Here is an 18,789-nt window from a genome sequence, read left to right on the forward strand (position 1 = left end):
GGCGCTCTAGCACTTTGATTCTAGAGCATCTTATCCGCTTTCAGTGATTCCACTTGAAAGCGGGATGCTCTAGGCGGCACTTTTTCCTCGCATTCGACAGCCGCAATGTCTGCGGCATGTCACGTTCGCCGACGCTATCTCGTCCTATCTTCTCGAGTGCCCGAGAAGAAGGAGACGAACATGACACCGAGGCTGGACCTGCTTGCCGTTACTCCAGCGGCAATGACATCATGGCTGCTCGTGCCTGCCGGCCATGCCATAGCCGATTGCCCCGAACGGCGATGGGGGGCGTGATGACCGACGAAGACGTCAGAACGATCTTCGAGCCGCTGCGTCCCCGACTGATCCGCATCGCCTATCGGATGCTGGGTTCGGTCAGCGAAGCCGAGGATGTCGTCCAGGAGGCATTCCTGCGCTGGCTCGACGCCGACCGCACCGCCGTCAAGGATTCGTCAGCCTTCCTGCGCCGCATCGTGACGCGACTTTGCCTCGATCAGTTGAAGTCGGCGCGGCACCGACGCGAGACCTATGTCGGACCATGGCTGCCGGAACCGGTCGTCGAGGAAAACGACGACCTCGACGACATCACCTTGCCACTGATGATGGCGCTGGAGCGCCTGTCGCCGCTCGAACGGGCCGCGTTTCTATTGCACGATGTCTTCGGCGTCAGCTTCGATGAAATCGGCGAGACGCTCAGCCGCAAACCGGCGACCTGCCGTCAACTTGCCAGCCGCGCCCGCGTCAATATCCGCAGCGCTCGTCGCCGCTTTGTCATGCCCCGGGAACAGGGCCTCGAAATCGCCTGCGCTTTCTTCGCGGCTTCGCGTAGCGGCGACATGCAGCAGCTTCGGTCGCTGCTCGCAACGGAGGCGATCGTCTATGCCGACGGCGGCGGCAAGACAGTGGCGCCGAGACGGCCAATCGTGGGCTTCGACAAGGTCATGAAACTCCACGCGTCGCTGGCTCTGATCTTTGCAGAGACGATGTCGCGGCTCGTGCGCTACGACTTCATCAACGGGCTACCCGGTTTCATCACCCTCGAAGACGGCGAGATCCTGCAGACAACCGCCCTTGAGATCGAACAGGACCGGATCACCGCCATCTATGTCACGCGTAATCCGGAGAAGCTCAAACATCTCCCGGGGACGCTGAGGCAGTTCGATGGTCACGCCATTCATTGAACGACAGTGACTGCGTCCTGACGATCGCACGCGGTCGCTGCTGCATGTTTCCTTAAATCGTAGCCGATTTAAGGACAAAAACTTGCAGCAAGGCAAAGTGCTACAGCGACCTTTGCGCGTCTCATAAGAAGCGCGGCACTGTAGAGCCCACCGCCCCATCAACCGATCCTGACCAGCGTTGCCTTCAACGTGCAACGCGCCGCCGGCGCGCGTCTTCGCTCGCGCGCTGCAGATCCATCACCCAAAACCAATGGAGACCAAACCATGAGCAACATATGCATCGCCGTTATCTATCACAGCGGCTACGGCCACACCGCACGTCAGGCGGAAGCCGTCAAAGCCGGAATCGAGCGGGTCGACGGCACGCAATGCCTGCTCTTGACCGTCGACGAAGCACCGGACCGGTGGAACGATCTGCTCTCGGCTGAGGCGATCATCTTCGGCACGCCAACCTATGTCGGGGGTCCATCAGCCGCGTTCAAATCTTTCCAGGAGGCAAGTTCGAACGCGGTGATGGCCAAAGGCTATCTCTGGAAAGACAAGATTGCCGCTGGCTTCACCAATTCGGGAACCGCTTCCGGCGACAAGCTCGCGACGCTGATGCAACTTGCACTCTTTGCTGCCCAGCACGGCATGCACTGGATCAACCTCGATCTGCCGCCGGCCAACCACTCGACCACAGGATCTTCTGACGATCTCAACCGGTTAGGCTTCTGGCTGGGTGCTGGGGCGCAGTCGAATGTCGACCAGGGGGCCGATCTTGCGCCGCCGCAATCCGATCTCGCCACCGCAACGCATCTCGGGCAACGGGTGGCCGAAGCGACGCTGCAGTTCGTGCGCGGCAGAGCGCTCAAGCAGGAGCCAGCCCTCCCCGCGTGGAAAACGGCCAACGACCGATAGAACCAGCATCAGAGAAAGCCGATCCAGCGCCCAGCCAGGAGCGCTGCCGGCCACACCGTCAGCGAGACGGCTGCCGGGATGCGAAGACGCCATGAGACCGGGCCGCCATTTACGGCGGCCCGCCAGGCGCCGCCCATATGCACACTGACAGCGTTGACGGCACCGATCCCCAGCAGAGCGATCTTTGCGAGAAAGGCAGCATTCGTGACATAGGCCGCCGGGCGCACGCTGAAGAGGCATAAGCCAGTGGTGATCGCCAATGCTAAGCCAACTGCCGCCGCACGCGACAGAAACGGTCCGAGCACTTCAAGTGAGGTGTTGCCGAAGAAACCGAGCAACCGTAAATCCAACGGCACGATGGCGCCCATCAGCAGCCCGATCGCGAGAATGTGGGCCGCATTGACCAAGAGATAGAGAAGCGCCGAACGCCTGAGCGCAGCGCCGACCGGCCAGCCGGCGATCCATTCGACAAGCTCCGCCCCACTCATCCACCGGCCCGGATGCGTTCCGGATAGATGTCATAGGTCTTGCCGGAGACCGTGATGCGCACCGCCTTCATGCGCTTTTCGTTCGGGTCGAGCGAGCGGTTGCCGAGAACGACGACGGCGTCACCGGCCTTGGCTGATCCCTCCACAAAGCCGGAGCGCTCCGTCTGCCGGGGATTGCCGAGTTCGACGTGCCACATGCCATCCGCGGTCGTTTCCACCTGCAAGGTCGGATGCGGCGGCGCCATCGATATTTCGCGGATGATGCCCTTGAGCTCGATTTGGTCGGCCTCGGCCCAGGACCATCCGTGATGGGCATAGGCGCCGGTGACCAGAAGCGCCGTCAGGACACCCGCTGCAACGCCACGGCGTGAAATGGCTTTCAACATGTGCGTGCTCCTTCGCCTGTTTCGGAGAGGCGGCAGCTTGAACCCGAAGAACGATTTGCGAAAGGATGTGGTCTTCAACACTTCTTGAGCATCGCCAACCGCCTCCTGTGGTTGCGATGACCATGGGTTGCGCGAGCATTGTTCAACACCTTAAAATTTAGCCATTCTTAATCTCCGGTTGTTATGTCTAGATAAGACGGAGTGAACGCTGGGCGAACGTGCCATGAGGGCAGTTTCGCCGCGTAGTAACGCGTGCTCCATCCCCATCATCGTCATTACTCCCTGCCAAGGCGAGCTCGCTTCCCGATGACCATGCGGCCTTGTCCGCGGTCACCGGCCGAGGATGATTTGCCTTGCGGGCAACCGAGGAGCGTTTTTCATGACAATCAAAGCACGCCTGCTCGTGTGCTTGTCCCTGCTCGCCGTCGCCATGCTGGTCATGATCGTCACGGCTTTCAATGCGATGACATCGATCTCCAAGCGCACCGAATCGATCGTCGCCGACCGGCTGTTGCCGGTGGCGCAGCTCGATACCGTCGCCGACATGTACGCCGTCGAAATCGTCGATACGACCCACAAGATGCGAAGCGGCGCGCTTGGGTGGGCTGACGGCAAGGAGAAGATCAACGCGGCGCTTGCCACCATCGACGAACAATGGCGCGCCTATGAAGCAACGAGACTGACGCCTGAGGAAAAGAAGCTTGCGAAGACCTTCGACGCAGCCCGCGTCGGCAGCGAGCAGGCGGTCAGGGACATGCTCGAGATCATCGATCGACAGGACATCGCCGAGTTCGGCCGGTTTATCGACAGCCGCCTTTACGCGGCCATCGATCCGCTGGCCGAACCGATCGGCGCCCTGGTCAAGCTCCAGCTCGCGGAAGCCGACCAGGAGCTGGAGGCGGCCAAGGTGGAAAAGGACACCCTGACACGCTGGCAGGTCATGATCGCCGCCTTTGCCATCGCGCTTCTCGGGGCAACAGTCTGGTTCGTGGCCGCCGGTCTCTTTCGGCCGCTGACGCAGCTGTGCGAGGCCATGCGGCAGCTTGCAGCCGGCAACCTCAAGGCCACGATCTTCGGCGAAGGCCGCCGTGACGAGATCGGCCAGATGGCGGGTGCCGTCGCTGTCTTCCGCGACAATGCGCTCGAACGCCAGCGGCTCGAGCAGGAAGCGGAGGCGGGTCGAACACTTTCCGAACGCGAGCGCGAGCAGCGCGAGGCGCAGAAGGTCAAGGAAGCTGCCGAGATCCAGACCGCGGTCAATGCGCTCGGCTTCGGTCTCGACCGGCTGGCGGAAGGCGACCTCACCTATCGCATCGACACGCCGCTTGCCGAACGGCTCGACACGCTACGCACGAACTTCAACAGCTCCGTCACCAATCTCGAAGATGCGCTGCGCTCAGTCGGCAAGAACGCCCGCAGCATCAATGCCGGCGCCAGCGAAATCCGCTCTGCGGCCGGTGACCTTTCCAAGCGCACAGAACAGCAGGCGGCTTCGGTCGAGGAAACGGCAGCTGCACTGGACCAGATCGCGACCACCGTGGCGGATGCCAGCCGGCGTGCGGAGGAGGCAGGCACCTTGGTGACGCGCACCCGCGGTGCAGCAGAGAAGTCCGGCGAGATCGTCGGCAACGCCGTCACCGCGATGAGTGGCATCGAAGCCTCGTCGCGGGAAATCTCCAGCATCATCGGCGTCATCGACGACATCGCCTTTCAGACGAACCTCCTGGCGCTGAATGCCGGCGTCGAGGCGGCCCGCGCCGGCGAGGCCGGCAAGGGCTTTGCCGTCGTCGCCCAGGAGGTGCGCGAGCTCGCCCAGCGCTCGGCGCAGCCCGCCAAGGAGATCAAGGTGCTGATCGCCACATCTGGCCAGCAGGTCAAATCCGGCGTCACGCTGGTGCGCGAAACCGGCACGGCGCTCGAAAGCATCATCACCGAGGTCAAGGAGATCAGCAGCCACGTGACGGCGATCGTCGAAAGCGCCCGCGAACAGGCCGCCGGCATCCAGCAGATCAACACGGCGGTGAACGCGATCGATCAGGGAACGCAGCAGAACGCGGCAATGGTGGAGCAATCGACCGCCGCGAGCCATAGCCTCGCCCGCGAGGCCGGCGCGCTCAACGATCTGCTGATGCGCTTCAAGACGGGCAACGGCCAAGCGGCGGCACCACGCCTCGTGACGAGCGAGATTGCTGCCCCTTCGCCCGCACGCGCCCTGGGCCGCAAACTCGCCACGGCCTATCGCAGTGCCCCGCAGGCACAGGAGGCCGGCTGGGCAGCGTTCTGACGGTCTGGCTCTCCCCTTGGCAGGAGGCGCGGGCCCGCAAGGTTCGCGCCTCCTCTTCAAGGGTTGCCGTCGTAGCCATACAGTACAAAATCTAGTAAATTACTAGTCTATATTCGGTTTTTCGCTGCCTTTCGTTCTGAGAGGCAGATTTGCTCCAAACAAACAGCATTAGAAACCGCTATTTCTGTCCATTGTCGCATTGGGCTGCGATATTCCGACCAAGTTGGAACAGGACGCAGCCATGACCACGTCATCCCTCGAAACCACCGCCAAGGCACTGAACGAGACGCTCGAAGGCCTGGATCTCGCCGGTCGGCTGGCGCTTGTCGCAAGCCTTGAAGGGCAGGCCGTCTTCACGACCTCGCTCGGTATCGAGGATCAGGTGATTACCGCGGCCATCGGCGAGAACAAGCTGTCCATCAATGTCGCGACACTGGAGACCGGGCGCCTGTTCAACGAGACGGTCGCCCTTATCGAAAAGACCGAAGAAACCTACGGGATCCTGATCAAGCGCTACCATCCGGAACAGGCCGACATCGACGCCTATGCGGCGCGCTATGGCCTCAACGGCTTTTACGAGAGCGTCGAGGCCCGGCATGCCTGTTGTGACGTGCGCAAGCTGAAGCCGCTTGCGCGCGCGCTCGAAGGGGCAACCTTCTGGGTCACCGGCCTGCGTCGGGGCCAGTCGGGCAATCGCGCATCGACCCCGTTCGCGGAAGCTGATGCCGAACGTGGCCTCATCAAGATCAACCCGCTGGCGGACTGGGACATCGAGACCATCCGTGCTTACGTCGCCGCCAATGCCGTTCCGGTCAACCCGCTGCACGCCCGCGGCTATCCGTCGATCGGCTGCGAGCCCTGCACCCGCGCCATCAAGCCCGGCGAGCCGGAGCGCGCCGGCCGCTGGTGGTGGGAAAACGACGAGAAGCGCGAATGTGGTCTGCACGTTCCGGAAGCTGCCGCCAGTTCCATCATCCCGAATTCGAGCAGCGCCGCCTGAGGCTGGCGCGCTCGTCTGAAGACAAATCCTCCCGGAGACTGAAATGCCCCATATCCATCCGGAAACGGAACTGCACAATCCGCAGAGCGCCAAGCCGCCGCTCGATCCGCATCTGAAGGCACTCGAGAACGAAGCGATCCACATCTTCCGCGAGGTGGCCGCCGAGTTCGAACGCCCGGTCATGCTCTATTCGATCGGCAAGGACTCCTCGGTGCTGCTGCACCTCGCCCGTAAGGCCTTCTATCCCGGCCGCGTGCCCTTCCCGCTGTTGCACGTCAACACCGGCTGGAAGTTCGCCGAGATGATCGCGTTTCGCAACGAGACCGTCGAGCGTTACGACCTCGACCTGATCGAGCACATCAACCCGCGCGGTGCAGCCGAGAACGTCACGCCCTTCAGCCACGGTTCGGCGCTCTATACCGACATCATGAAGACCGAGGCGCTGCGCCAGGCGCTCGACGCCGGCCAGTTCGACGCGGCTTTCGGCGGCGCGCGGCGCGACGAGGAAGCAAGCCGTGCCAAGGAACGCATCTACTCCTTCCGCACGCCGGATCATCGCTGGGATCCGCGCAACCAGCGTCCGGAACTCTGGAACGTCTATAACGGCATGATCCGCAAGGGCGAAAGCGTGCGGGCGTTCCCGCTCTCAAACTGGACCGAAGTCGACATCTGGCGCTACATCCAGGCAGAAGAGATCCCGATCGTGCCGCTCTACTTCGCTGAGAAGCGCCCGATCGTCGAACGCGACGGCATGATGATCCTGGCCGAAGACCCGCGCCTCGAACTGCTGCCAGGCGAAACCAAGCGCGAGGAAGTGATCCGCTTCCGCACCCTCGGCTGCTTCCCGCTGACCGGCGCCATCCGCTCCAGCGCGACGACGCTCGACGACATCATTTCCGAACTCGAAACCGCGACCGTATCCGAACGCCAGGGCCGCGCCATCGACCGCGACCAGTCCGGCTCGATGGAAAAGAAAAAACGCGAAGGATATTTCTGATGACTGCTCCCGCAACCGCGAATGCCGTTGAGCACGTTGCTGCCGGCGAGGTTCTGGCCTTTCCGGCGCAGGAGCCGGCGCGCGCCGCGCGTGACAGCCGCCCGCTTCGCCTCATCACCTGCGGCTCGGTCGATGACGGCAAGTCGACGCTGATCGGTCGCCTGCTCTGGGACACCAAGGCGGTCAAGGAAGACCAGGCCGCGACGCTTCAGCGCGATTCCAACGGCAAGCAGAACGATCTCGGCCTGCCCGACTTTGCGCTGCTCCTCGACGGCCTGCAGGCCGAGCGCGAACAGGGCATCACCATCGATGTCGCCTATCGCTATTTCTCGACCGACAAGCGCTCCTTCATCGTCGCCGACACGCCCGGCCACGAGCAATATACCCGCAACATGGCAACGGGCGCCTCGACCGCCGACCTCGCCGTGCTGCTGGTCGACGCCCGCGTCGGCCTGCTCGAGCAGACCCGCCGGCATGCGACGATCGCAACGCTGATGGGCATCAAGCAGTTCGTACTGGCGGTCAACAAGATCGACCTGACCGACTACGATCGCGCCCGCTTCGAAGAAATCAACCACGAGTTCCGGGAACTGGCATTGTCGCTTGGCGTGCGCCAGGTCACAGCTATTCCCGTCTCGGCTCTGAAGGGCGAGAACGTCGTCTACGACGGCCGCGCCTCCATGCCCTGGTATGACGGCCCGACGCTGATCGAGGTGCTGGAACTGGCAACCACCCGTTCGGCCCAGACCGTCGGCTTCCGCCTGCCGGTACAGCGCGTCTCGCGGCCCGGCGAAAGCTTCCGCGGCTATCAGGGCACGGTTGCCGGTGGCTCGGTGAAGCCGGGCGACAGTGTCGTCATCCTGCCCTCCGGCATGGTGGCCAACGTCACCAAGATCGTCACCTTCGACCTCGTGCGCAACGCCGCCGTCGCCGGCGACGCGATCACGCTGGTGCTCGACCGCCAGGTGGACGTGTCGCGCGGCGACATGATCGTGGCGATCGACAGCCAGCCGCTGACAGGCCTTGCCTTCGATGCCCAGCTCGTTGCCCTACAGCCGGAAGGCATCCAGCCGGGCAAGCGCTACTGGCTGAAGAGCGGCAGCCGCCGCCAGCGCGTCCAGATCCAGCCGGCAAGCCAGCTCGACCTTAAGACCGGCAAGTGGAACCATGCCGAGCAGCTGCCGATGAACGCCATCGGCAAGGTGCATCTCGCATTCGACGAGCAGGCGATCTTCGACACCTACGAGCAGAACCGCTTCACCGGCGCCTTCATCCTGATCGATCCGGACACCAACAACACGGTGGCTGGCGGCATGATCACGGCCAAGCGCTCGGCACTCGGCGGCATCCACACGGAAGACGCCCGCGTCATCCTCTCGCTGCCGGCGGACCTCGCCGACCAGTTGATGGCGACCGAACTCTTCGCGGGCCGCCGCGAGGAGGCCGAAATCCGACGCGTCAGCGCCGGCAAGGCGGTCGAGATCATCGACGATATCGACGGCTGATCGAAAGCCGCAGCACACACAAAAAAGGGGCCCCGAACAAGGCCCCTTTTTCGTTGCTGATACCGCGGTTGCTATCGGTCGATTTGGGCCTTTTCAAACAAGTCCGTCGCCCTATCTCCCTGGCGCATGGGAGAAGCACCATGAAAACGGAACATCAAGGCGAGGATGCGAGGCAAAAAGGTTTTCGTGGGCGCATGGTATCGATCGAAGCATTTGCCCGGAAATATCGGCTCGATGCGGAGGAAGCCGAGCGACTGGAGAACCAGTTCGGTCCGGTCGCCGGCGAAATAGACCTGCTGCAGGCGGCCAGGCGCAACGGCATGCCGGAGGAGTGAACTCCTGCCGGCATTCATTCATCAAAGCTGCTGCTCGATCGCCGGGAGAACCATCGTCAACGGCGCCGGTTCGGCGTGCTGCCAAAGCTGATAGCCTACGACGCTGCCAAGTATGGCGGTCCATATGGCGATCTCGCGAAAGGTGAATATCGGTTCCTTCAACATCTGAGCCTCTCGGGCAAGAACAAGTGTTGACGGAAATATCGCCCTGATTGTTCACGCTGATAAGACATCATTCCGTGAACACGTCGTTTCAAAGTGAACAATAAAGCCGCGCATTGCTGGTGCAAGAGTGATCCGCCGCGGTTGGATCCGCTCCCTGCGGGAGGCTCTGCGACGCCCTGAAGCCGCCACCGTCCCAAAACGGGACAGGGCTGGCAATCGCTTCACCTTGACCCGAAATCGCACAGATCACACCTTTTCATTCGTCTTCGCATTCGTAAGTTGGCGCGTCGATCATGAGGATCGATAGGGCTGTTTCACCGTTCCTGGACGTTGTGGGACAGTCCGCCTGACCGTGGACCGGCAGCAAGGTTCCTGCCCGGCATAGGCACTCTTCCCTGGCCTCTCCCCCGCCACAGCGCCCCATGTATGCGGCGTATCGATGGACAGAACCGACCTCTCCGGCGTATCTGGACGACTTTCGCGCAACGATGCGCCGAATCAGGGAGACGAGAAGGTGAGCACGGACAAGCAACCGGAAACCACCGTGAAGGTCGAGAAACGCATCAACGGCAAATGGTGCTTCGTTATCAAATATCGCGGCGTCACCTATCCCGCCCAGGGCAATTTTACGTCGATGCTGCAAGCACAGGCGGCGGCCCAATCGACGCTAAAGGCGCTCGAACGGCAGGGCTGACAAGCGGACGGAGCGTTACCATATCGACAATGGAAACGCTCTCCTGCTGCTGCCTGTCCGTTGCGCCCGCTGGTCCCTACTCGACTGCGGAGCGGATGATGTTGCAGAGCCCCTCCTGCACCACCTGTTTGGTGGTCACCTGCCCCACCTGAATATCGAACATCGCATCAACCCGCGTGCCTGAACCGCGCTTGCGGGCAACGACGCGCAGCGTCTGCAGCCGTCCGGAGCCGGCGGTATCCTGATAGGCCTCGATGGTCCCGAGCGACTTGTTGATCTCGATTCCCGAAAATCCTTCCGCCGCGACGCCCCGTGCCATCCGCTGCAAGGCGGCCTCGGGCTTCAGCTTCGGAAACTCCTGCCAGGTCTTGTAAAAGACCGGCGTCACCAGCGGCACGCCCGAAGCCTTGAAATTCTTCTCGCAGCTCTGCGCCGCCGCCACCGAATGGCCGGCCATGAGCAGAACCGCTGCAATCGATAGATGTTTGATCGACATTCCCGTTCCTCGTCGTTGATGGACTGTGGCGGAAACCTAGAGCCTTCGCCTTCGCCCAGACAGGCCGACCCGGGTGCGAATGCACGGCTATTCGACCAACGGCTTCGAGGGAGCGACGAACGGCTAAGATGGAGGACGTGTGGGCGTAAGGATCGACGCCGGAACAGGCGCGCAAAGCGCAAGCGCATACGGTGCGGCGCCGAGCGCCATGCAAGGCAATGATCGGGTAAAGGATTGATTTGGCTGGTCGGAGTGGCAAGATTCGAACTTGCGACCCCCACGTCCCGAACGTGGTGCGCTACCAGACTGCGCTACACTCCGTGACCAGCGGCGCCTCTATAGAACAGGCATTTTGATTTCACAAGCGCCTATCTCGAAAAACCTTGCGCCTTTTTCAAAAAACTTGTGACGGTGGAAAACTCTTGCGGAAATTGCCGTTTTCCGGGGGCGGCGGCGCCTGAAGGCCCGCCCGATAGGGACTTTGTGCAACGCTTCATATTTTCCTGAAATGCAAGGCGCGGCGTGGATTTCCTTTCGCCTGGTTTGGCGCTAGAGGCACAACGGAAAGCGCGGAAAACCAGGGGATACGGGCTTCCGCGCCATGCCTATTTCAGAACGAGAACCAAAGGGACAGAAACATGAACTTCCGCATGATGACGGTGGCGGGCCTTGCGCTCGTGCTTGCCGGCTGCACGACGACCGGAACGGGGATCTCCAAGAACGCGGTCGAAGCGCGTTGGCTCGGCCAGCCGGCCGGCGGCTTCTTCGCTCAATACGGTCCGCCGATCTCCGACGTCGAAAGCGGCAGCTCAACCGTCTATAGCTGGAAGGGCGGCTACAAGACCCGCAAGGTCCCGGCGCAGTACGAAACCACCAAGGACGGCAAGCGCGGCAAGCGCATCTCATCGGCCCGCACGGAATATCTGAGCTGCTCGGTCCAGCTTACCGTCTCGTCCGACTATGTCATCCGCTCGATCCGCATTGCCGGCGACCGCAAGCGTGCCGATGGCCCGAGCTGGTGCGAAGAGTTCCTGGGCGCACCGGCACAGACCAAGCCGGCCGCAACCGCAAGCTAAACGCCAAGAAACAAAAAAGCCCGCCGGTGAAAATCGGCGGGCTTTTTCTATGGAAAGAATGTCGAACTCAGCTGCTGCTGTTGTCCTCGACGGGTGCGTCGGGACCGTTCTTCTTGATCGAGTCGATGGCGTTCTGGGCGCTGGCCTTGGTCTTGTAGCCCTCGGTCGAGAACATCACTTCGCTGTTGTACTTGAAGCGAACGCGGTACTCGCCAGCCTTGTCTTTGTAGATTTCGAATTTGTGAGCCATCTTCTCCCTCATACAAGTAGGAATCAACGGCACTAGCGTGTCAGTTGCAGAGTGACTTGACAAGAGCACACGCATATCCGGCACGCTTGCCGGTTCTCAATCGCATGTTTGGAAGATGATGGCTGGGGCGCCAGGATTCGAACCTGGGAATGCCGGTACCAAAAACCGGTGCCTTACCGCTTGGCGACGCCCCAACTGGACTGACGGAAAACAAGCCCGCCAAATCGAGCGCCTGATTATCAAAGCTCGCCGTCCGTCACAATCACTAAGTTGACACTAAGTTGGTTTTTCGGCGGATTTGTCGATCAGCTGTGCAAATGGCCGGCGAGCACACCGCGACACAACGTCTGCCGCTGCCGCCTGCACCCTTCCCTTCCTGCATCGCACCTCCTATTGTCCCGCCGAAATGGAGAAGATCATGAGCCAGTTTCGCGCCCGCCCTCCTGCCGTTCCGAGCGTGCTCGTCGATGACGCGGTTGTGCGGATCACCCGCTGGGATTTCGAGCCCGGCGCCGACACCGGCCATCATGTGCACGGGCTCGGCTATGTCGTCGTGCCGATGACCGACTGCCAGTTCCTGCTCGAGGAGGAAGGCGGCAGCCGCCGCGTCGATATCGCCAAGGGGGCGGCCTATCGCCGCGAGGCGGGCATGGCGCACAATGTCGTCAATGCCGGAGCCGAGCCGATGTCGTTCATCGAGATCGAATACAAGTGAAAGCCAGGAAGAGACGCATGCAGGGCCCGGACTTCGATCTCGATTTCAAGCCGGCCCACGGCGAGGCCGTGACAGTTGCGGACGATGTGCAGCGCATCACCGTCAACAATCCCGGCCCCTTCACCTTCCACGGCACCAACAGCTATATCGTCGGAAAGCGTTCCGTTGCGGTGATCGACCCCGGCCCGGACGACGAGGCGCATTTAGAGGCGCTGATGGCGGCCCTTGCTGGCCGTGAAGTCACCCATATCGCCGTCAGCCATACGCATCGCGACCACTCGCCACTTGCGCGCCGGCTGAAGGCTGCGACCGGCGCGCTGATCGTGGGCGAAGGGCCACACCGCTCCGCCCGCCCCTTGCATACGGGCGAGACCAATCCTTTCGCCGAGAGTTCGGACATGGAGTTCGCCCCCGATCTCGTGCTTGCCGATGGCGGGCGGATCGAGGGCGATGGCTGGAGTCTGACGGGGCTGACGACGCCCGGCCATACGGCCAACCACATGGCCTTCGCACTCGACGGCACCGGTATCCTCTTTTCCGCGGACCACGTCATGGCTTGGGCGACGACGATCGTCGCGCCGCCGGATGGCGCCATGGCCGACTACATGGCCTCGCTCGAAAAGCTGCTTTACCGCGACGAGCATCTCTACCTGCCCGGCCATGGCGGGCCGGTGACCGAGCCCGCCTCCTTCCTTCGTGGCTTGCGCGCCCACCGCAAGATGCGCGAACGCGCCGTGCTCGAACGCATCCGAGCCGGCGACAGCCGTATCCCAGATATGGTCAAGGTCATCTATGCCTCGACCGATATCCGGCTGCATGGGGCGGCGGCACTTTCGGTCCTTGCCCATCTGGAAGACCTGATCGAGCAAGGGCGGGTCGAGACCGATGGGCCGCCCTCGCTCCTTGGCGCCTACCGGCTGGCGCCTGGCGGAGCCGGCTGATCATGCGGCGGGAGGCCTACAGCTATCGCAGCGATGCCGCGGTGCCTGCCTTTGCTGACGACAAACCCGTAATCGTCTTCGACGGCGAATGCATTTTCTGTTCCGGCTGGGTACGTTTCCTGCTTCGCCGTGACCGGCGAGCGCAATATCGCTATCTCACAGCGCAGTCGCCGCTTGGCCAGGCGCTCTATCGGCACTACGGCCTTGACGCCAGCAGCTTCGAAAGCAACATCCTGATCGAGGACGGCGTCGCCCGCTTCAAATCCGACGGCTCGATGCGGACGCTTGAGCGGCTCGGCCTGCCATGGTCGCTGGTGAACGTCTGCCGTATCCTGCCCGCTGCCCTTCGCGACCCACTCTATGATCTCGTTGCGAAAAACCGCTATCGCATCGCCGGGCGCCGTCAGAGTTGCATGGTGCCGACGCCCGAGGAGCGTGGACGCTTCATCGCATGACGACGGAAATCATGGTCCAACAGCAGAGCCTCTACCGGCGGATCCTCGGACGCGACTGGGATCGCGTGCCTGCCTCTATCCGCGCCCTGCATGACAGGTCGGAAGGACACGCCACCTTTTGCGGACGTGCGGTCGTCGAGCGAGGCGGATCGATCTGGGCCCGTCTTGTCGCCTCTGTCTTCGGCTTTCCTAGCGCCGGTGCGGATGTGCCGGTCGATATCCGCTTCGCCTGCGGCAATGGTCGGGAGGTCTGGACCCGGCGCTTCGGTGAAAAGATCCTGCGCAGTTCACAGCAGAAGATAGAGAAGCGGAACGAACAACTGCTGGTGGAGGATTTCGGACCGGTCCGCATCCTGTGCGCCTTGGAGCCTGCAGAAAATCGCCTGCACCTCTCGGTTCGCGCCTGGTCCTTCCTCGGCCTCCCGCTTCCCTTGCGGCTCGCGCCGGGCGGTCGGACGTTCGAGGAAGATCGCGACGGCCTGTTTCACTTCCATGTGGAGGTCGAAAGCCCCTTGACCGGCTTGATCGTGCGCTATCGCGGCTGGCTTGCACCAGCCGATGAGTCGACGTCGTTGCGGGCGCCCGCCCTCGACCGAAAAGCTACCGCTGGATTCGATGGCCGCGGCGCCGCCGTGAACGACTGACGTCTCCTGGCGGTACTCTGCCGATCAATCGCCGGCAATGCCGAGCAGCTCGGCATCGAGCGCCCGCAGGAACTGATCAGCGAAGGCGGCGCCCATGCCGAGGTCATGCGGGCCATAGCGGGAGGCGACACGCAGGTCTACGAAGGTCGTTTCGGCCTCTTCGCGCAGCCGGATCAACACATCGAAACGGAAGCCGGCGATCAGCGTGCGCCATTCGCCCTGGAGCACGACGTCGCTGGCGCGGCGCCCCGCAATCGCCCCTTCGAGCGAGAGTTCCGGCCGCGCCGCCGGCACCGGTACGTTCTCCGGTTCGACGGTCGTCTCCGCCCCGGCATTCGGCCGTACGGTCAGATCCTCGAGATCGGCGCGGGCGTTTTCGACGCCAAGCTCCTCGGTGATGCCGACGCGGTTCTGTTCGATGACAGTGCGCACGCCCTGGTAAACGCGGTCGAGTGCGCCATCGTAGCGCCGGCCGGTGAGGCCCGGATAGGCAAGGATCTGCGCTTCCCGGTCCTCGGGCGTCACAGCGCCCTTGCGTTTCAGCCAGCTCTCTTCGGTCTGCGGTACCTTGAGCCATGGCGGCGGCGTCACCGTGTCGGTGCTGACATCGTAGATCGCCGGGCGGGTCAGATATTGCACGACGCCGAAGCCGATGAAACCGAGCGCCGGCGCGGCATAGACAAGAGCCGCAGCAGACGCGAGGCCGCCGATCGCGGCGACCTGCCAGAGGCGTGCAAGACCGACGACGGCAAGCAATACGCCGAGCAGCGCGAAAATGCCGGACAGGCCGACAAGAGCCAGGAAATGCGGTGTCGTCAGTGGCCCGAAGCGGTGCGCCAGCAGCGAGAGCACAAAGAGCACGAAGGAGACACGGGCGAAGCGACGCGCCCAATGGGCGGCATAGGAATAGGGACGCTCGTACCGGACCATCATGTAGTTGAATCAATCCCCTGCCGCGAAACAGATCGCATTCTTAGACCATGCCCCGTGCCGTGAAAACAGGCAATGCCCAGTCGGCCGCCGCGCCGCGGGCCACGCCTGAGGCTTCGCCGCAAAATCGCCATTCTCGTTAACCACCTATCAACACATGGGAATGTGTTCGCGCGCCCAAGAATCGGCCGGCGCGGAGTTTCAATCGGAGGCAACGGCCGCGCACGGCTTCATGCGAGAGTACGCGGCGATCGACGGAGAACCGACATGGGCGCATCGCAGGCAGCCGTGGCCATTGCCACCCCTACCCCTCTTCCCCCGCGTGACGGCGGAGTTCCGATGGGGCTCTTCGAGCTCGAACTCTCCCTCGACGGCTTTTCCGGAAACAAGGACGATTTCGCTGGTTTTGTCCGGACCGTTGCCGACAATGCCGGCGGCGAGTTTCTGTTTGCATTGCCTGCTTCGGAACTGGTCGAAGATTGCCTGAGTGTCGCCGTGCTCCGGCTTGGCGAACAGGACACCGAAACATCGATCCTGTTTGCCTGCCTTGATGAGCAGGGCACGACCATCCGCCTCGAGCACCCGGGCGATGGCACGCGAGACCTCGAGCGCTTTGCCGAGTCCTTCGTCGGCGTGCTCGAACGCATGTGATCGCCGCCTGCCGGCGGCGGTGCAAACTGGCTTCAATCGAAAAACCTACGCGCTGACGTGCCGGTTCTGGCGTGCTGATCACGTCGGGCCAAGCCTCAGAAAACCAACTTTCAGGACGACATCGTACGCCTTGCGTCTCCCCTGCGTGCGACCGCGCGCCTGCCGCAGAATTGGCGTGATCCGCTTCGATTTTTGGCGCAACTCCCTATATTAATTGCGATTCGAGAAATGAATACGAAGGCGGCACCCAGGAGACACGAACATCATGACGACCCGATTGACGATGCTAGTCGCAGCCGCCCTGCTGCTGACGGCGTGCCAGACGACGACACCTGAGGAACGGCGCATCGCCGACGGCAACACCTGCGCCTCATACGGTTTCCGCCGCGGCACCGACGCCTTTGCCACCTGCCTGCAACGCATCGAACTCGACCGGCGCGCTGAATCGCGCGCCTTCCGCTATCAGAACGACGTGATGATGTGGGGCTGGGACCGCCCCGTCGTCATCATGCGCTGACGGAGGCGTTCAACCGAAGCAACCGGTAATGTCGCGGCTCGACGATCAGCGTATCAAGGCGACCCGGGCGCACAAGCCCGGGTCGCCAAGGAAGGCTACAGGCGGAAGGTCTTGACCGCGTTACCCCGCTCCAGCTCCTTGCTGGCCATGAACAAGGCCGTCTTTTCTTGCTGCTCGTTCCCGGCGGCGATGAGATCCAGAATGGCTTGAAGCCTGCGGATTGCAGTTGCCTTGTTGCGATGCTGCGATCGCTCCTCTCGGCAAACGACCGTGTGGCCCGTGGGGACATGCGTCGCCCGCACGGCGCTATCGGTGGTGTTTTGATGCTGGCCACCGGGCCCGCCGGCCCGCAAGGTTTCGAAGCGCAAATCCCCAAGCTCGATCGTCGGTACGACGCCCGCGCCGGAAAGATCCACTTGCCGGACACCGACAAACCAGTTCTGTCGTTGATGCCCTTTTCTAACCGGGCTCTTGAAAACAAAGCGAATCGTCCCGCAATAGGCTCTTGCCAAATCTTCGGATCGAGCGCCTGCCATCGTGACGATTGCGGATTTTGGACCGAACGCATCCGGTTGCCCGCCAAGGGCCAGGTCAAAGCTGCAGCCGTTGACCTTCGCTTCCTTGCCCATGATGTCGATCAGCGCGGCCATGGCAATGCGACATTCCACCGGACCGTTGCCGGAGGTCAGAAAGAGCGTTACTTCACCCATGGCGCATCCTCCTTATCGTCGTCCGCTCCCACTTCGTTTTCTCGCGCACCCGTTCCTGCGGCTGCACGTTCTTGTAGGTGACGAGCGGCTTCATCGCCGCGATCGGTCGAATAAGCCCGAACGCCTCGAGGTCTGCGACAACCTTAGCGGCATCCTTGTAGGCGCCGGCCGCCTCCTCGATCAGCAGGTTGCGATCCTCGCAGATTGCGAGACCACCCCAGGCATTGATGCGCAAGGCATCACGCTCGGAGCGATTGCCACCCACGCGGCCGTGCATGGCCTTACGGTCATATTTCCTCCCCGCACCGTGCGAGATGCCCCAATGCGATCGCTCCGCACCGGCCAGGGCGCGCACCAGAAAGCTTCGCGTTGCGCGCGATCCAGCGACCGGCGCGACGGCATCCTCACCGATTGCGGCCGCGCCCTTATAGTGCAGGAAGCCCGACGCCGTGGCCCGCACCAGGTTGTGCGGGATATCGGCAACCAGCGACAGATCGGCGCGCAACGTCCGCGCTGCCCGCTCCGCCACCATTCGCCGGTTAAGCGAAGCCCATCGAACGCACTCGCCGCTTCCGGCGAGCCATTCAACGGCGGCGGCCGAACCGGCAGCCAGACCGTCCCGCAAGTGTTCTGTGCCGAGCGTGCGACCGAAAAGATTGGCGCCCAGCGAACGCGAGCCCGAGTGGACCAGAAGATAGAGCTTCTGCCGGTCGGCCACACTTTCCGCCTCGTCCTCGAACACTTCGTCCACGGCCTGCAGCTCACAGAAGTGGTTGCCGCCGCCGATGGTGCCGAGGGATTGCGGGCCCATGTCAGGCGAAAGATCGTGCTCCGCCAGGCGGGTTGCCATGTCGCCGAGATCGATCTGCTCCAGCCTGCGCAGTTGCTCGGCCGCCTTTTCGACCTTGAATTTGCGCAGCGGCAAGGAGAGCTCGAAGAATGACATGCCGCAGCCGATATCGTTGCCGATCAGCTGCGGGTAGAGCCGCTGCGAAAGCGCGACCATGCCGACGGGGCCATACTTGCCCGGGTGCAGATCCGGGAAACCGGCGACCGAGATCATGCCGGGGAGACTGGCAATTCCCGCCAGTTGATGAACTGCCGCGCCTTCAATCCAGCTGCCGGCAGTAAAATAATTCGTGACGGTCGCTCTGCGCGCACCATCGTCGCCTTCGGGGACGATGTCCCCAAAAGAATGATTGCCCATGAAAAATAATCCAGAACAGGGTCAAACAGCCGGCACATTGGCCAGCAGGACGGGCCCTTTCAGCGCATCAACGCTGATTAGCCGCGAAGCCCCAAGGGGCGTGTGGAAACGCACTGCGTCATTTTCCGGTCCCGTTCTGAACAAACCTCTATGCACATGCATAGCTAGCGATCGCCCGCGCCGATACGGCGCGAACGAGGCGCTGATGCACTATCCGCTCGCCGCGTGCAACCAGGAATGCAGGGCTCCGATAAACCAGCGT

23 protein-coding genes and 2 tRNA genes are annotated in these 18,789 nt (G+C 62.6%); 15 read left to right on the top strand and 10 right to left on the bottom strand.

Annotated elements, in window-relative coordinates:
- The first annotated feature begins 293 nt into the window (after positions 1 to 293).
- Both ACTJKM_RS00745 and ACTJKM_RS00750 read left to right on the top strand, forming a co-directional pair.
- The gene (locus ACTJKM_RS00745) at positions 294 to 1,181 is read left to right on the top strand and encodes a sigma-70 family RNA polymerase sigma factor (RefSeq protein ID WP_440659820.1); all 888 of its coding nucleotides are present in this window, start codon (positions 294 to 296) and stop codon (positions 1,179 to 1,181) included.
- Between the two features lie 264 nt (positions 1,182 to 1,445).
- On the top strand, positions 1,446 to 2,081 hold the full coding sequence (locus tag ACTJKM_RS00750) for a flavodoxin family protein (protein ID WP_057250584.1): 636 nt from the start codon (positions 1,446 to 1,448) through the stop codon (positions 2,079 to 2,081).
- Between the two features lie 8 nt (positions 2,082 to 2,089).
- Here the strand turns inward: ACTJKM_RS00750 and ACTJKM_RS00755 are convergent, their stop codons facing one another.
- Together ACTJKM_RS00755 and ACTJKM_RS00760 are read right to left on the bottom strand one after the other, a co-directional pair.
- Positions 2,090 to 2,569 carry a hypothetical protein gene (locus ACTJKM_RS00755; protein WP_057250587.1) on the bottom strand — a complete coding sequence of 160 codons (480 nt, stop codon included), beginning with the start codon at positions 2,567 to 2,569 and terminating at the stop codon, positions 2,090 to 2,092.
- Positions 2,566 to 2,955, bottom strand: a complete 390-nt coding sequence (locus tag ACTJKM_RS00760) for a DUF6152 family protein (protein WP_057250589.1) — start codon at positions 2,953 to 2,955, stop codon at positions 2,566 to 2,568. Before ACTJKM_RS00760 ends, ACTJKM_RS00755 begins: the two co-directional genes overlap by 4 nt.
- Positions 2,956 to 3,334: 379 nt before the next feature.
- Between ACTJKM_RS00760 and ACTJKM_RS00765 the strand changes: the two genes are divergently transcribed.
- From ACTJKM_RS00765 to ACTJKM_RS00785, 5 genes are all read left to right on the top strand, one after another.
- Positions 3,335 to 5,239: a HAMP domain-containing methyl-accepting chemotaxis protein gene (locus ACTJKM_RS00765; protein ID WP_440659822.1), complete on the top strand. Its 1,905-nt coding sequence runs from the start codon at positions 3,335 to 3,337 to the stop codon at positions 5,237 to 5,239.
- A 241-nt stretch (positions 5,240 to 5,480) separates the two neighbouring features.
- Positions 5,481 to 6,239 carry a phosphoadenylyl-sulfate reductase gene (locus ACTJKM_RS00770; protein WP_058325511.1) on the top strand — a complete coding sequence of 253 codons (759 nt, stop codon included), beginning with the start codon at positions 5,481 to 5,483 and terminating at the stop codon, positions 6,237 to 6,239.
- 43 nt (positions 6,240 to 6,282) lie between these two features.
- Entirely contained in the window at positions 6,283 to 7,236 is a 954-nt protein-coding gene (gene cysD / locus ACTJKM_RS00775; RefSeq protein WP_112995350.1) for a sulfate adenylyltransferase subunit CysD, read from the top strand.
- On the top strand, positions 7,236 to 8,741 hold the full coding sequence (gene cysN, locus ACTJKM_RS00780; protein ID WP_057250599.1) for a sulfate adenylyltransferase subunit CysN: 1,506 nt from the start codon (positions 7,236 to 7,238) through the stop codon (positions 8,739 to 8,741). Before cysD ends, cysN begins: the two co-directional genes overlap by 1 nt.
- 140 nt (positions 8,742 to 8,881) lie before the next feature.
- A complete protein-coding gene (locus ACTJKM_RS00785) occupies positions 8,882 to 9,076 on the top strand; it encodes a hypothetical protein (protein WP_057250601.1) in 195 nt (64 codons plus the stop codon).
- Between the two features lie 21 nt (positions 9,077 to 9,097).
- Here the strand turns inward: ACTJKM_RS00785 and ACTJKM_RS00790 are convergent, their stop codons facing one another.
- The gene (locus ACTJKM_RS00790) at positions 9,098 to 9,241 is read right to left on the bottom strand and encodes a hypothetical protein (protein ID WP_093232085.1); all 144 of its coding nucleotides are present in this window, start codon (positions 9,239 to 9,241) and stop codon (positions 9,098 to 9,100) included.
- A gap of 514 nt (positions 9,242 to 9,755) precedes the next feature.
- Between ACTJKM_RS00790 and ACTJKM_RS00795 the strand changes: the two genes are divergently transcribed.
- The gene (locus ACTJKM_RS00795; RefSeq protein WP_112995467.1) at positions 9,756 to 9,935 is read left to right on the top strand and encodes a hypothetical protein; all 180 of its coding nucleotides are present in this window, start codon (positions 9,756 to 9,758) and stop codon (positions 9,933 to 9,935) included.
- Positions 9,936 to 10,011: 76 nt separating this feature from the next.
- On the opposite strand, the gene ACTJKM_RS00800 is transcribed toward ACTJKM_RS00795, so the two are convergent.
- Complete coding sequence (locus ACTJKM_RS00800) at positions 10,012 to 10,425, bottom strand: hypothetical protein (RefSeq protein WP_440659895.1); 414 nt, start codon at positions 10,423 to 10,425, stop codon at positions 10,012 to 10,014.
- A 250-nt stretch (positions 10,426 to 10,675) separates the two neighbouring features.
- Positions 10,676 to 10,752, bottom strand: a tRNA-Pro gene (locus tag ACTJKM_RS00805).
- A gap of 317 nt (positions 10,753 to 11,069) precedes the next feature.
- Here ACTJKM_RS00805 and ACTJKM_RS00810 point away from each other — a divergent pair.
- On the top strand, positions 11,070 to 11,507 hold the full coding sequence (locus ACTJKM_RS00810; protein ID WP_112995348.1) for a hypothetical protein: 438 nt from the start codon (positions 11,070 to 11,072) through the stop codon (positions 11,505 to 11,507).
- A 67-nt stretch (positions 11,508 to 11,574) separates the two neighbouring features.
- Here the strand turns inward: ACTJKM_RS00810 and ACTJKM_RS00815 are convergent, their stop codons facing one another.
- Both ACTJKM_RS00815 and ACTJKM_RS00820 read right to left on the bottom strand, forming a co-directional pair.
- Positions 11,575 to 11,757, bottom strand: a complete 183-nt coding sequence (locus ACTJKM_RS00815) for a YegP family protein (RefSeq protein WP_057250604.1) — start codon at positions 11,755 to 11,757, stop codon at positions 11,575 to 11,577.
- 119 nt (positions 11,758 to 11,876) lie between these two features.
- Positions 11,877 to 11,951, bottom strand: a tRNA-Gln gene (locus ACTJKM_RS00820).
- A 224-nt stretch (positions 11,952 to 12,175) separates the two neighbouring features.
- On the opposite strand from ACTJKM_RS00820, the gene ACTJKM_RS00825 reads away from it, so the two are divergent.
- From ACTJKM_RS00825 to ACTJKM_RS00840, 4 genes are read left to right on the top strand one after another with little or no spacing between them, the layout of a single operon-like run.
- A complete protein-coding gene (locus ACTJKM_RS00825; protein ID WP_065372590.1) occupies positions 12,176 to 12,472 on the top strand; it encodes a cupin domain-containing protein in 297 nt (98 codons plus the stop codon).
- Between the two features lie 17 nt (positions 12,473 to 12,489).
- The gene (locus ACTJKM_RS00830) at positions 12,490 to 13,413 is read left to right on the top strand and encodes an MBL fold metallo-hydrolase (protein ID WP_440659824.1); all 924 of its coding nucleotides are present in this window, start codon (positions 12,490 to 12,492) and stop codon (positions 13,411 to 13,413) included.
- 2 nt (positions 13,414 to 13,415) lie between these two features.
- Positions 13,416 to 13,868: a thiol-disulfide oxidoreductase DCC family protein gene (locus tag ACTJKM_RS00835; protein WP_112995346.1), complete on the top strand. Its 453-nt coding sequence runs from the start codon at positions 13,416 to 13,418 to the stop codon at positions 13,866 to 13,868.
- Positions 13,865 to 14,512, top strand: coding sequence for a DUF4166 domain-containing protein (locus ACTJKM_RS00840; RefSeq protein WP_112995345.1), 648 nt, complete (start codon positions 13,865 to 13,867; stop codon positions 14,510 to 14,512). The genes ACTJKM_RS00835 and ACTJKM_RS00840 overlap by 4 nt, the downstream gene beginning before the upstream one ends.
- 24 nt (positions 14,513 to 14,536) lie before the next feature.
- Here ACTJKM_RS00840 and ACTJKM_RS00845 read toward each other — a convergent pair whose 3' ends face one another.
- A complete protein-coding gene (locus ACTJKM_RS00845) occupies positions 14,537 to 15,445 on the bottom strand; it encodes a DUF1499 domain-containing protein (RefSeq protein ID WP_058320358.1) in 909 nt (302 codons plus the stop codon).
- A gap of 264 nt (positions 15,446 to 15,709) precedes the next feature.
- Here ACTJKM_RS00845 and ACTJKM_RS00850 point away from each other — a divergent pair, with 264 nt between their 5' ends.
- Positions 15,710 to 16,093 (top strand): hypothetical protein, encoded by a 384-nt coding sequence (locus tag ACTJKM_RS00850; protein ID WP_110878089.1) that lies wholly within the window; start codon positions 15,710 to 15,712, stop codon positions 16,091 to 16,093.
- A gap of 265 nt (positions 16,094 to 16,358) precedes the next feature.
- Positions 16,359 to 16,610 (top strand): hypothetical protein, encoded by a 252-nt coding sequence (locus tag ACTJKM_RS00855; protein WP_110878088.1) that lies wholly within the window; start codon positions 16,359 to 16,361, stop codon positions 16,608 to 16,610.
- A gap of 95 nt (positions 16,611 to 16,705) precedes the next feature.
- Here the strand turns inward: ACTJKM_RS00855 and prfH are convergent, their stop codons facing one another.
- Together prfH and ACTJKM_RS00865 are read right to left on the bottom strand one after the other, a co-directional pair.
- A complete protein-coding gene (prfH, locus tag ACTJKM_RS00860; protein WP_112995344.1) occupies positions 16,706 to 17,320 on the bottom strand; it encodes a peptide chain release factor H in 615 nt (204 codons plus the stop codon).
- Entirely contained in the window at positions 17,313 to 18,527 is a 1,215-nt protein-coding gene (locus ACTJKM_RS00865; protein WP_112995343.1) for an RNA ligase RtcB family protein, read from the bottom strand. The genes prfH and ACTJKM_RS00865 overlap by 8 nt, the downstream gene beginning before the upstream one ends.
- Positions 18,528 to 18,789: the final 262 nt, after the last annotated feature.

It is taken from the genome of Ensifer sp. 22460, from assembly GCF_052044935.1.
GTDB lineage: Bacteria > Pseudomonadota > Alphaproteobacteria > Rhizobiales > Rhizobiaceae > Ensifer.

Bases quoted from the DNA above. Each gene is read 5' to 3' on its own strand.
- ACTJKM_RS00745 (WP_440659820.1), top strand. From the start codon at position 294: ATGACCGACGAAGACGTCAGAACGATCTTCGAGCCGCTGCGTCCCCGA.
- ACTJKM_RS00750 (WP_057250584.1), top strand. From the start codon at position 1,446: ATGAGCAACATATGCATCGCCGTTATCTATCACAGCGGCTACGGCCAC.
- ACTJKM_RS00755 (WP_057250587.1), bottom strand. From the start codon at position 2,569: ATGAGTGGGGCGGAGCTTGTCGAATGGATCGCCGGCTGGCCGGTCGGC.
- ACTJKM_RS00760 (WP_057250589.1), bottom strand. From the start codon at position 2,955: ATGTTGAAAGCCATTTCACGCCGTGGCGTTGCAGCGGGTGTCCTGACG.
- ACTJKM_RS00765 (WP_440659822.1), top strand. From the start codon at position 3,335: ATGACAATCAAAGCACGCCTGCTCGTGTGCTTGTCCCTGCTCGCCGTC.
- ACTJKM_RS00770 (WP_058325511.1), top strand. From the start codon at position 5,481: ATGACCACGTCATCCCTCGAAACCACCGCCAAGGCACTGAACGAGACG.
- cysD (WP_112995350.1), top strand. From the start codon at position 6,283: ATGCCCCATATCCATCCGGAAACGGAACTGCACAATCCGCAGAGCGCC.
- cysN (WP_057250599.1), top strand. From the start codon at position 7,236: ATGACTGCTCCCGCAACCGCGAATGCCGTTGAGCACGTTGCTGCCGGC.
- ACTJKM_RS00785 (WP_057250601.1), top strand. From the start codon at position 8,882: ATGAAAACGGAACATCAAGGCGAGGATGCGAGGCAAAAAGGTTTTCGT.
- ACTJKM_RS00790 (WP_093232085.1), bottom strand. From the start codon at position 9,241: ATGTTGAAGGAACCGATATTCACCTTTCGCGAGATCGCCATATGGACC.
- ACTJKM_RS00810 (WP_112995348.1), top strand. From the start codon at position 11,070: ATGAACTTCCGCATGATGACGGTGGCGGGCCTTGCGCTCGTGCTTGCC.
- ACTJKM_RS00815 (WP_057250604.1), bottom strand. From the start codon at position 11,757: ATGGCTCACAAATTCGAAATCTACAAAGACAAGGCTGGCGAGTACCGC.
- ACTJKM_RS00825 (WP_065372590.1), top strand. From the start codon at position 12,176: ATGAGCCAGTTTCGCGCCCGCCCTCCTGCCGTTCCGAGCGTGCTCGTC.
- ACTJKM_RS00830 (WP_440659824.1), top strand. From the start codon at position 12,490: ATGCAGGGCCCGGACTTCGATCTCGATTTCAAGCCGGCCCACGGCGAG.
- ACTJKM_RS00835 (WP_112995346.1), top strand. From the start codon at position 13,416: ATGCGGCGGGAGGCCTACAGCTATCGCAGCGATGCCGCGGTGCCTGCC.
- ACTJKM_RS00840 (WP_112995345.1), top strand. From the start codon at position 13,865: ATGACGACGGAAATCATGGTCCAACAGCAGAGCCTCTACCGGCGGATC.
- ACTJKM_RS00845 (WP_058320358.1), bottom strand. From the start codon at position 15,445: ATGATGGTCCGGTACGAGCGTCCCTATTCCTATGCCGCCCATTGGGCG.
- ACTJKM_RS00850 (WP_110878089.1), top strand. From the start codon at position 15,710: ATGGGCGCATCGCAGGCAGCCGTGGCCATTGCCACCCCTACCCCTCTT.
- ACTJKM_RS00855 (WP_110878088.1), top strand. From the start codon at position 16,359: ATGACGACCCGATTGACGATGCTAGTCGCAGCCGCCCTGCTGCTGACG.
- prfH (WP_112995344.1), bottom strand. From the start codon at position 17,320: ATGGGTGAAGTAACGCTCTTTCTGACCTCCGGCAACGGTCCGGTGGAA.
- ACTJKM_RS00865 (WP_112995343.1), bottom strand. From the start codon at position 18,527: ATGGGCAATCATTCTTTTGGGGACATCGTCCCCGAAGGCGACGATGGT.